This window comes from Geodermatophilus sp. Leaf369 (assembly GCF_001424455.1).
Classification (GTDB): Bacteria; Actinomycetota; Actinomycetes; order Mycobacteriales; family Geodermatophilaceae; genus Klenkia.
In genome coordinates, this window is sequence record NZ_LMQA01000001.1 from 1 (window position 1) to 10,831 (window position 10,831).

The following is a 10,831-nucleotide window of genomic DNA, read 5'->3' on the forward strand; positions in this document are numbered from 1 at the left end:
GAGCCAGGATCAAACTCTCCGTAGATGATTTGATCACGGCTGAGAACCAAGAGTTGGCACTCTCGATGTCAATCAACCAAAGGAACCCATCCTGGCAAACCCGAAGGCACCCCAGGACTGGGGTAAAACATATGGCACTGACTTTCAGCACGCTGTTGAGTTCTCAAGGAGCGGACACTCAGGAACGCCAGCCCTAGAGGAGCTTCGTCTTCCCAGTGGATTGTCCTGCTCGGCGTCTCAGGCCCGACCTCGCGGTCGTTCCCGGCGCAGAGAGAAAGTTACGTGCCGCGGCGGGGGCTGTCAAACCCGCGACCGGGTGACGCCCGCCACCTGGTCGGAACCCGCCCGTCACGCGCCGTTCACACGACGCTGAGGCGCAGGTCAGACCCCGGTGGGGGCGCTCTGGCGGGCGCCGGCGACCGTGCGACGCCCGCGGCGCAGGACGAGCCATCCTCCTGGCAGGACGTCCGAGGCCCCCGGAACCGCTTCCCCGTCGGTCACCCGGACGTTGTTCAGGTACGCCCCGCCCTCCTTGATCGTGCGTCGGGCGTCCGACAGCGAAGAGCACAAGCCGGACTGCTGGAAGAGCGCGGCCAGGGTGGGCCACTCCCCCTCGACCGTCGTCACCCCGGCCTCGGACAGCGCCGCCTCGAGGGTGTCCGGCGACAGGTCGGTGAGCTCGGCCCGGCCGAAGAGCGCGCGCCCGGCCGCCTCCGCCTGGCGCAGCTCGTCGTCCCCGTGCACGAGTCGGGTGAGCTCCTCGGCGAGGGCCCGCTGGGCCTCGCGTGCCTGCGGCTTCTCCTCCGACGACGCGATCAGCTCCGCCACCTCGGAGAGAGGGCGCTCGGAGAACAACGGCAACCAGGCGCGCACGTCCACGTCGTCCAGACCCAACCAGTACTGGAAGAACCGGTAGGGGCTCGTGAGCTCGGGGTCCAACCAGACCGTCGCACCCTCGGTCTTGCCGATCTTCGTGCCGTCCGCCCGGGTGATGAGCGGCGTCCCCAGCGCGTGCACGGACGTGGCGTGGGTGCGCCGGACCAGGTCGGTGCCGGCGGTGATGTTCCCCCACTGGTCCGAGCCCCCGGTCTGCAGCGTGCAGCCGTGCCTCTCGAAGAGCTCGCGGAAGTCGTTGGCCTGCAGGATCTGGTAGCTGAACTCGGTGTAGCTGATCCCGGCGTCGCTGTTCAGCCGGGCCGAGACGGCCTCCTTGGCCAGCATCCGGTTGACCCGGAAGTTCTTGCCCAGGTCCCGGAGGAAGTCGATCGCCGACAGGGGCGCCGTCCAGTCCAGGTTGTTCACGTACACCGGTGCCCGCAGGCCCTCCTCGGCGGCGGGCCGATCGAGGAAGGGCGCGACCCGGGCGCGGATGCGCTCCACCCACTCGGCGACCAGCTCCGGTGAGTTCAGGGTGCGCTCGGCCGAGGGGCGGGGGTCACCGATGAGACCGGTGGCTCCCCCGACCAGCACGATCGGCTGGTGGCCGGCGCGCTGCAGGGCGCGCAGCACCATGAACTGGATCAGGTGGCCGACGTGCAGCGAGGCCGCGGTGGGGTCGAAGCCGCAGTAGTAGGTGACCGTGCCCTCGGCCAGCGAGGCGCGCAGGGCGGTCTCGTCGGTGCTCTGGGCGATCAGCCCGCGGCGGTGCAGCTCGTCGACGACGTCAAGGGTGCTCACGGGGCTCCATCCTGCCCGGCAGCCCGTCGCGTCGTCCGCACCCCTGCACGGAAGGCGCTCACGGTGGCGGCGCCGGTCTCGGTGAACCGCCACGGCAGGTCCGCCGCGTGGGTGATCCCGACCCGGGGTCCGGCGGTCACCGACGCCGGTGGTGTGCCGTGGTGCAGGCGCACCGGCGAGGACGGCGACAGCAACCAGGCGTCCCGGTCGTCCGGGCCGATCCCGAGCGCGGAGGTCAACCGGGCCGGCCCCCGGGCGAGGTCGCGCTCCGTGGACGAGGCGGGCCGCCGGGTCCGGGCCGGCTCGAGACCGGCCACCACCTCCCCGGCCCGGAGCAGGACGGCCGACCCCTCCCCCTGGTGGCCCACCACCACGTTGGCGCACCAGTGCATGCCGTAGCTGAAGTACACGTACAGGTGCCCGGGCGGCCCGAACATGACCGCCGAGCGCGGGGTGGGCCCGCGGTGGGAGTGGGCCGCCGGATCGTCGCCGGCCCCGGAGTAGGCCTCCACCTCGGTCAGCCGCACCGCGACGGTGCCCTCGGGGCGTTCGGTGATCAGCCAGCAGCCGAGCAGGGACGGCGCCACCACCTCGGGCCGCCCGAGCAGCTCGTCGGGGGTGACGAGCGGCCCGGGTCGCACCACCGGCTCAGAGTGCGGCAGCGACCGGGGAGGCCCCGGCCCAGGAACGGTGGTCGGCCACCAGTGCGGTCAGCGACTCCAGCTGCTCGGCGACCCGCTCGGGGGCCGTCCCACCGCGGGCCTTGCGGGCGGCGAGGGCGCCCGGCACCGACAGGACGGTGCGGACCTCGGGCGTCAGGTGCTCGGAGACCTCGCTGAGCTGGGTGTCGGTGAGCTCGTCGAGCTCGACGCCGAGCTCCTCGCAGCGGGCGACCATGGCGCCGCTGATCTCGTGCGCCGACCGGAACGGCACCCCGGCCGACACCAGCCACTCGGCGACATCGGTGGCCAGCGCGAACCCCTGGGGGGCGGCTGCCTCCAGCACCTCGGGGCGCAGGGTGAGGGTGGCGATCATCCCGGTGACCGCGGGCAGCAGGAGGGCGAGCTGCTCGATGGAGTCGAAGACCGGCTCCTTGTCCTCCTGCAGGTCGCGGTCGTAGGCCAGGGGCAGCCCCTTGAGCATCGTCAGCAGGCCCGTCAGGTTGCCGACGAAGCGGCCGGCCTTGCCGCGGGCCAGCTCGGCGATGTCGGGGTTCTTCTTCTGCGGCATGATCGAGGACCCGGTGGCCCAGGCGTCGTCGAGGCGAGCCCAGCCGAACTCGGTCGACGTCCAGAGCACGACCTCCTCCCCCAGCCGGGACAGGTGCACCCCGAGCAGGGCGGCCGCGAAGCAGAACTCGGCGGCGAAGTCCCGGTCGCTGACGGCGTCGATGGAGTTGTCGGCGGCGCGGTCGAAGCCGAGCTCGGCGGCGACGGCGTCGGGGTCCAACCGCAGCGAGGAGCCGGCCAGGGCACCGGCACCCAGCGGGCTGACCGCGGTGCGGCGGTCCCAGTCGAGCAGCCGGTCGACGTCGCGGGCGAAGGAGTGCGCGTGCGCCAGCAGCTGGTGGGCGATGAGCACCGGCTGGGCGTGCTGCAGGTGGGTCATGCCGGGGGCGGCCACCGTGCGGTACCGCTCGGCCAGCCCGACCAGCGCCTGCTCGAGGTCGGCGAGGTCGCCCACCAGGGACCGGACGTGGTGCCGGAGGTAGAGCCGCAGGTCGGTGGCGACCTGGTCGTTGCGGGAGCGGCCGGCGCGCAGCTTGCCGCCGAGGGTGCCGAGCTTGGCGGTGAGGCCGCGCTCGAGGGCCTCGTGCACGTCCTCGTCGGCCTCGATCGCGGTGAAGGTGCCGTCGGCGACCTCGGCGGAGAGCTCGGTGAGCGCACCCACCATCTGCTCGAGCTCGTCGGCGGTGAGCAGCCCCGCGCGGTGCAGGACCCGGGCGTGCGCCCGGGAGCTGGCCAGGTCGAAGGGGGCCAGCCGCCAGTCGACATCGGTGGACTTGGAGAGGGCGGCCATCGCCGCGGACGGGCCACCGCCGAACCGGCCTCCCCAGAGCCTGGTGTCGGAACCGGTCGGTGCGGTGCTCACGGTGCGGGACGTCCTTCGGGGTCGGAGGCGGGGCTGCCGGCGGCCAGCGCCAGCAGGCGGTCGGCGAGCGCGGCGCCGCCGACCGGGTCGCGGGAGACGACCAGCAGAGTGTCGTCGCCGGCGATGGTGCCCAGGACGTCGGGGAGGCCGACCTTGTCCAGGGCCGAGGCCAGGAACTGCGCTGCCCCCGGAGGGGTGCGCAGCACGGCCAGGTTGGCGCTGCCCTCGGCGCTGGTCAGCAGCTCGCCCAGCATCCGGGTCAGCCGACCGGGCGCGGACTGCGCCGGGCGCAGCGGGGCGTTCTCCGGGGGCAGCACGTAGGACGCCGGCACCCCGTCGGAACCACGCATCTTGACCGCGCCGAGCTCCTCCAGGTCCCGGGACAGCGTGGCCTGGGTGACCTCGACGCCGGCCTCGGCCAGCAACCGCGCCAGGTGTGCCTGGCTGGTCACCGGCTGGGCCGTGATGAGCTCGGCGATCCGGGCGTGCCGGGCCGGCCGGCTCAGCGCCGAGGTCATCGTCGGGTCACAGGGACAGCAGCCAGGTGAGCAGGGCCTTCTGGGCGTGCAGCCGGTTCTCCGCCTCGTCGAACACCGCGCTCTGCGGGCCGTCGATGACCGACGCGGCGATCTCCTTGCCGCGGTAGGCGGGCAGGCAGTGCAGCACGACGGCGTCCGAGGCCGCCCGGCCCAGCGCCTGCTCGTCGAGGGCGTAGGGCCGGAACGGGGCCTCCCGGTCGATGCCGTCGTCCTCCTGGCCCATCGACACCCACGTGTCGGTGGCCAGCACGTCCGCCCCGTCAGCTGCCGCGGCCGGGTCGGCGGTCCAGGTGACCGAGCCACCGGTCTGCGCGGCCACCTCGGCCGCGCGGGCCATGATCGCCGGGTCGGGAGCGAAGCCCGCCGGGGAGCCGATCCGCACGTGCATGCCGGCGGTGGCGCCACCCAGGGCGTAGGAGTGCGCCATGTTGTTGGCGCCGTCGCCCAGGTAGGTCAGCGTGAGTCCGGCCAGGGTCGTCCGGCGTTCGGCGATGGTCTGCAGGTCGGCCAGGATCTGGCACGGGTGGTAGGCGTCGGTGAGTGCGTTGACCACCGGCACGCTGCTGACCGCGGCCATCGCCTCCAGCCGGTCCTGCCCGAACGTGCGCCAGACGATCGCGGCGACCTGCCGGTCGAGCACCCGGGTGGTGTCCTCGATCGGCTCCCCCCGGCCGAGCTGGCTGCCGGCCGCGTCGATCACCAGCGGGTAGCCACCGAGCTCGGCGACCCCGATGGAGAAGGACACCCGGGTGCGGGTGGAGGGCTTGTCGAACACGACGGCCACCGAGCGGGGGCCGGCCAACGGGGTCGGGGCGTCGGCGGTGTGCCGCGTCTTCTTGAGCTCCGCCGCCAGCGCCAGGACCTCGGCCTGCTCGGCCGGGCTGAGGTCGTCGTCCTTGGTGAAGTGCCGCGGGCTCACTGGCCGGCCTCCTGCAGTGCGGTGTCCAGGGCGGCCGGGAGGGCCTCGACGAAGGCGTCGACCTGGGCGTCGGTGACGACGAGCGAGGGCGCCAGCCGGACGACGTCGGGGGCGACCGCGTTGGTCAGGTACCCCGCACCGCGCAGTGCGACCTCGGTCTGCGGCGCGACCTCGCTGGTGAGGACGACGCCGAGCAGGGCACCGCGTCCCCGGACGCTGCTGATCGCGGGGTGGCCCAGACCCTCGATGCCGGTGGTGAACCGGTGCTCGAGGTCCTTGGCCCGCTCGAGCAGGCCCTCGTCGCGGATGGTGTCGAGCACCGCGAGAGCCGCGGCAGCCGCGATCGGGTTGCCGCCGAAGGTGGAGCCGTGCGAGCCGGCGCCGAGGAGCTCGGCGGAGTCCCCGAAGGCCAGCGTCGCGCCCAGCGGGAGTCCGCCGCCGATCGACTTGGCCAGGGTGATCACGTCGGGGGTGACGCTGTCGGCGGCGTGCGCGAACCACTGCCCGGTGCGGCCGGACCCGGTCTGCACCTCGTCGACGGCGAACAGCGCACCGACCTCGCGGGCCTGGGCCTGCGCGGCGGCCAGGTAGCCCGCCGGGGCCGGCAGCACGCCGCCCTCACCGAGCATCGGCTCCAGCAGCACCATCGCGGTCTGCTCGGTGAGCTCGAGGGCGTCGGGCTCGCCGTAGGGCACGTGCCGCACGCCGCCGGGCAGCGGGGCGAACGCCTGCGCCTTGGCCGGCTGGCCGGTCAGTGCCAGCGAGCCCATGGTCCGGCCGTGGAACGAGCCCAGGGCGGTGACCACCTCGGGCCGGCCGGTGAGACGGCTGATCTTGAAGGCGGCCTCGTTGGCCTCGGCGCCGGAGTTGCAGAAGAAGACCCGTCCCGGGCGCCCGGCCAGCTCCAGCAGCCGCTCGGCCAGGGTCACCCCGGGCTCGTGCATCGCCAGGTTCGACACGTGGCCCAGCACCGCGGCCTGCTTCGTGATCGCTGCGACCACCGACGGGTGCGCGTGGCCCAGGATCGTGGTGGCGATGCCGCCCAGCAGGTCGACGTACTCACGGCCGTCGACGTCCCAGACGCTGGCACCCCGGCCGTACGCCAGGGCGACCGGCGGGGTCTTGTAGTTGCCCATCATCACCGCCGACCAGCGGCGGGTCAGCTCCTCTGTGCTCGTCATGCTGAACCCTCCTCGGGGGTCGGTGAGGCAGGGACGACCATCGTCCCGGTGCCCTCGGTGGTGAACATCTCCAGCAGCAGGGCGTGCGGCAGCCGACCGTCCACGACGGTCGCCCGGTCCACCCCGCCCTCCACGGCGCGCAGGCACGCGGCCATCTTCGGGATCATCCCGGCGTCCAGGGTCGGCAGGATCTCGGCCAGCTCGGCGCTGTCGATCTGCTCGACGAGGGAGTCCCGGTCGGGCCAGTCGGAGTAAAGGCCCTCGACGTCGGTGAGCACGACGAGCTTGACCGCACCCAGCGCCACGGCCAGGGCCGCCGCCGCGGTGTCGGCGTTGACGTTGTGCAGCTGGCCGTCCACGTCGGGGGCGACCGTGGCGACGACCGGGATGTGCCCGGCCTCCAGGAGCGCGGTCACCGGCGCCGGGTCGACCGCGACCACGTCACCGACCAGCCCGACGTCGACCGGCTGACCGCCCACGACGGCCTGGGTGCGCTGGGCGGTGAACAGCCCGCCGTCCTCACCGCTCAGCCCGACGGCCAGCGGCCCGTGGCTGTTGATCAGCCCGACCACCTCGGGGCCGACCTGTCCGACGAGCACCATCCGGACGACGCCGATGGTCTCCTCGGTGGTGACCCGCAGGCCGCCGCGGAACTCGCTCTCCACACCCAGCCGGGACAGCATCCGGCTCACCTGCGGTCCGCCGCCGTGCACGACGACGGGCAGGATGCCGCAGGTCCGCAGGAAGACCATGTCCTCGGCGAACGCGGCCCGGCACTCGTCGTCGACCATGGCGTGCCCGCCGTACTTCACGACGACGACGTTGCCGTGGAACTCCTTGAGCCAGGGCAGGGCCCCGGTGAGGACGGCGACCTTCGCCGCGTCGCCCTCGGGGTCCTGGGTGCGCATGACCCGGCTGGTGCCGACCCGGCGCTTCGGGGGCACCTCGTCCGGCCGCACGTCGGGCGGGGTGGGGTCCTCGGTGGTCACGTCGAGTACGCCGAGTTCTCGTGCACGTAGGCGATGGACAGGTCGTTCGTCCACACCGTGGCGCGCTCGGAGCCGGCCCGCAGGTCGACGTCGATGCTGATGCTCCGGCCGGTGAGGTCCACGCCGTCCCGGCTGTCGCCGATCGCCCCGCCCCGGCAGACGGTGACCCCGTTGATGGTCACGTCGACCTGGTCGGCCTCGAACGCGGCGTCGGTGGTGCCGATCGCGGCGAGCACCCGGCCCCAGTTTGGGTCGTTGCCGAACAGCGCGGTCTTGAGCAGGTTGTTGCGGGCGCAGGCCCGGGCCGCCGTGAGGGCGTCGGCCACGGACGCGGCGTTGCGGACCTCGATCGCGATGTCCTTGGTGCTGCCCTCGGCGTCGGCCAGGAGCTGCATCGCCAGGTCCAGGCAGGCCGCGTCGAGGGCGGCCCCGAGCTCCTCGGCGGTGGGGGTGACGCCGGAAGCGCCGTTGGCCAGCACCAGCACGGTGTCGTTGGTGGACAGGCAGCCGTCGCTGTCGACCCGCTCGAAGGAGTGCTCCGTCGCGTGCCGCAGGGCCGGGGCCAGCACGTCGGCGGTCACCACCGCGTCGGTGGTGAGCACGACGAGCATGGTGGCCAGGCTGGGCGCCAGCATGCCCGCGCCCTTGGCCATCCCGCCGACCGTCCAGCCCTCGCCCGTCTGCACCGTCGTCTTCGGCACCGAGTCGGTGGTCATGATCGCCCGCGCGGCGGCCGGACCGCCGTCGGTGGACAGCTGGGCCGCGGCGTCGGTGACGCCGGCGGTCAGCTTCTCCATCGGCAGCCGGACACCGATGAGCCCGGTGGAGGCCACCGCGACGTCGATGGCGCCCAGCCCGAGGGTCTGCGCGACGTGCTCGGCGGTGGCGTGCGTGTCGCCGAAGCCCTCGGGGCCGGTGCAGGCGTTGGCCCCGCCGGAGTTGAGCACGACGGCCCGGGCGCGGCCGTCGCCGAGCACCTGGCGGCTCCACAGGACCGGAGCGGCCGGGAAGCGGTTGGTGGTGAACACGGCGGCGGCGACGTCGTCGGGCCCGTCGTTGACGACGAGGGCGACGTCGGGGTCGCCGGAGGACTTGAGCCCGGCGGCGACGCCGGCGGCCCGGAAGCCCTGGGGTGCGGTGGTGGTCACGGTGCGACTCCGACGAGCGGGAGACCGGTGGTCTCGGGGAGGCCGAGGGCGATGTTGGCGCACTGCAGCGCCCCGCCCGCCGTGCCCTTGGTCAGGTTGTCCACCGCCGCGACGACGACCAGCCGGCCCGCATCCGGGTCGACGGTCACCTGCAGCGCGACGGTGTTGGCGCCGAGCACGGCGGCGGTGGTGGGCCACTGGCCCTCCGGGAGCAGGTGCACGAAGGGCTCGTTGGCGTAGGCCTGCTCGTAGGCGGCCCGGGCAGCTGCGGCGTCGACGCCGGGCAGCACCTTGGCCGAGCAGGTGGCGAGGATGCCGCGGGCCATGGGCACCAGGGTCGGGGTGAAGCTCACGCCGACAGTCCTACCGGCGGCCACCGACAGGTTCTGCGTCATCTCCGGGGTGTGCCTGTGGACACCGCCCACGCCGTACGCGCTGGCGGCCCCCATCACCTCCGAACCGATCAGGTTCGGCTTGGCGGCCCGGCCGGCACCGGAGGTGCCCGAGGCCGCGACGACGACCACCTCGGGCTCGACCAGACCGGCCGCCAGGGCGGGGGCCATCGCGAGGGTCACGCTGGTCGGGTAGCAGCCGGGGACGGCGATCCGCCGCGCGTCGGCGAGCACCGCGCGCTGGCCGGGGAGCTCGGGCAGGCCGTAGGGCCAGGTGCCGGCGTGCTCGCTGCCGTACCACCGCTCCCAGGCCGCGGGGTCGCTGAGCCGGTGGTCGGCGCCGCAGTCGAGCACAAGGACGTCGTCGGGCAGCCCCGCGGCGATGGCGCCGGACGCACCGTGCGGCAGGGCCAGGACGACGACGTCGTAACCGGCCAGGTCGGACGGGTCGGAGGGCTGCACGACCATGTCGGCGTAGGGCAGCAGGTGGGGCTGGGACTCCCCCAGGCGTCGGCCGGCGCTCGATGCTGCGTGCACCCCGGTCAGCTGCAGCTGCGGGTGCCCGGCCAGCAGCCGGCACACCTCACCGCCCGCGTACCCGGTGGCGCCGGTGACCCCGACCGTCCACGTCTGTTGTCCACTCACGATGCATGAGTATGCACTAGGCCGGATGATCGTGCAGTGCCGCCTGCAGGTGGCGGTCGGTCAACCGGGGCAGCACCACCGCCCCTGCGGCGGTCAGCACGACGGCAGCCCCGACGAACACCGCGGGGACGCCGAAGGCCGCCGCGGCCACCCCGCCGAGACCGGCACCGACCGGGGCGACGCCCCACGTGGCGAACCGGTAGGCGCTGGAGACCCGCCCCTGCAACCGGTCCGGGACGACGGCCTGCCGGTAGCTGACCGACACCACGTTGAAGGCGAAGGCGGCCAGCCCGACCACGCCCAGGGCCACCACTGCCACGACCGGTTCCCGGGTCACCGACAGCACGACGGTGCCCAGCACGGTCAGCCCGACCGTGCCGGCGATCGTCGTCCCGGTGCCGATCCGGCGCTCCACCCGGGGCGCAGCCAGCGCACCGAGCACCCCACCGACCGCCACCCCGGTGAGCAGCACCCCGTAGCCGGACGCGGGCAGCCCCAGGACCTCCAGGCCGTACAGCACGAGGATGCCCAGGTAGGCGGTCTCGGTGAGGTTCCAGGCGGTGAGCAGGACGACCAGGGCGCGCAGCTGCCGGTGCTGCCACAACCAGCGGACGCCCTCGGCGATCTCGGTTCCGATCCGAGTGCCCGAGCGCTCGGCGGCGGTGAAGCGACGGCGGATCGCGGCCACCAGCAGCGCCGAGCCTACGAAGGAGACGGCGTTCGCGGCGAAGGGCACCGCCGGGGCCTGGGTGAACAACCAGCTGCCCAGCGGCGGGCCGGCGAACAGCCCGGTCAGGACGACGCCGGTGTACAGCCGGCTGTTGGCCGCTCCCAGCAGCGGCGTGGGCACGATCGAGGGCAGCGCGGCCTGACTCGCGCTGTCGAAGAGGGTGCTCACCGTGGCCGCGGCGAAGGCGACGGCACACAGCACCCACAGGCCGGCCCCGTCGAGGAGCACCAGCACGGCGAGGGCGGCGAGCAAGGTGGCGCTCACCAGGTCGCAGACCACCATGGTGCGGCGGCGGTCCCACCTGTCGGCCAGCGCACCGGTGTGCAGCGCGAACAGCAGCCACGGCAGCCCGGCCGACACCGACACCAACGCGACCAGCCGCGGGTCCCGGGTGAGCGTCGCGGCCAGCAGCGGACCGGCGGCGCTCTGCATCCCGCCGCCCAGCCGGGACACCACGCCGGCGCCCCAGAGCCGCCAGAAGTCCGCCGACAGCCGCTCCCCGTCCGCCACGCCCGGCAGC

Annotated in this window: 10 protein-coding genes; all 10 read right to left on the reverse strand. The window is 73.8% G+C overall.

What is annotated here, in order from left to right; genetic code table 11:
- Positions 1-381 precede the first annotated feature (381 nt).
- Genes tyrS through ASG36_RS00050 form a run of 10 tightly spaced genes read right to left on the reverse strand, consistent with a single transcriptional unit; the run spans position 382 to position 10,821 of the window.
- Positions 382-1,677, reverse strand: a complete 1,296-nt coding sequence (tyrS, locus tag ASG36_RS00005; protein ID WP_055757779.1) for a tyrosine--tRNA ligase — start codon at positions 1,675-1,677, stop codon at positions 382-384.
- Positions 1,674-2,321, reverse strand: coding sequence for a DNA-3-methyladenine glycosylase (locus ASG36_RS00010; protein WP_235494425.1), 648 nt, complete (start codon positions 2,319-2,321; stop codon positions 1,674-1,676). The genes tyrS and ASG36_RS00010 overlap by 4 nt, the downstream gene beginning before the upstream one ends.
- Before the next feature lie 4 nt (positions 2,322-2,325).
- Positions 2,326-3,768, reverse strand: a complete 1,443-nt coding sequence (gene argH / locus ASG36_RS00015; RefSeq protein WP_055757784.1) for an argininosuccinate lyase — start codon at positions 3,766-3,768, stop codon at positions 2,326-2,328.
- Positions 3,765-4,286: an arginine repressor gene (locus ASG36_RS00020; protein WP_055757787.1), complete on the reverse strand. Its 522-nt coding sequence runs from the start codon at positions 4,284-4,286 to the stop codon at positions 3,765-3,767. Before ASG36_RS00020 ends, argH begins: the two co-directional genes overlap by 4 nt.
- Positions 4,287-4,293: 7 nt before the next feature.
- Positions 4,294-5,226 (reverse strand): ornithine carbamoyltransferase, encoded by a 933-nt coding sequence (gene argF / locus ASG36_RS00025; RefSeq protein WP_055757790.1) that lies wholly within the window; start codon positions 5,224-5,226, stop codon positions 4,294-4,296.
- Positions 5,223-6,407: an acetylornithine transaminase gene (locus ASG36_RS00030; protein ID WP_055757793.1), complete on the reverse strand. Its 1,185-nt coding sequence runs from the start codon at positions 6,405-6,407 to the stop codon at positions 5,223-5,225. Before ASG36_RS00030 ends, argF begins: the two co-directional genes overlap by 4 nt.
- Positions 6,404-7,396 carry an acetylglutamate kinase gene (gene argB / locus ASG36_RS00035; RefSeq protein ID WP_200944293.1) on the reverse strand — a complete coding sequence of 331 codons (993 nt, stop codon included), beginning with the start codon at positions 7,394-7,396 and terminating at the stop codon, positions 6,404-6,406. The genes ASG36_RS00030 and argB overlap by 4 nt, the downstream gene beginning before the upstream one ends.
- The gene (gene argJ, locus ASG36_RS00040) at positions 7,393-8,544 is read right to left on the reverse strand and encodes a bifunctional glutamate N-acetyltransferase/amino-acid acetyltransferase ArgJ (RefSeq protein ID WP_055757796.1); all 1,152 of its coding nucleotides are present in this window, start codon (positions 8,542-8,544) and stop codon (positions 7,393-7,395) included. Before argJ ends, argB begins: the two co-directional genes overlap by 4 nt.
- Complete coding sequence (gene argC / locus ASG36_RS00045) at positions 8,541-9,581, reverse strand: N-acetyl-gamma-glutamyl-phosphate reductase (RefSeq protein ID WP_055757799.1); 1,041 nt, start codon at positions 9,579-9,581, stop codon at positions 8,541-8,543. Before argC ends, argJ begins: the two co-directional genes overlap by 4 nt.
- A 16-nt stretch (positions 9,582-9,597) precedes the next feature.
- The gene (locus ASG36_RS00050; RefSeq protein ID WP_055757803.1) at positions 9,598-10,821 is read right to left on the reverse strand and encodes an MFS transporter; all 1,224 of its coding nucleotides are present in this window, start codon (positions 10,819-10,821) and stop codon (positions 9,598-9,600) included.
- Between the last annotated feature and the right edge of the window lie 10 nt (positions 10,822-10,831).

Bases quoted from the DNA above. Each gene is read 5' to 3' on its own strand.
- ASG36_RS00020 (WP_055757787.1), bottom strand. From the start codon at position 4,286: ATGACCTCGGCGCTGAGCCGGCCGGCCCGGCACGCCCGGATCGCCGAG.
- ASG36_RS00030 (WP_055757793.1), bottom strand. From the start codon at position 6,407: ATGACGAGCACAGAGGAGCTGACCCGCCGCTGGTCGGCGGTGATGATG.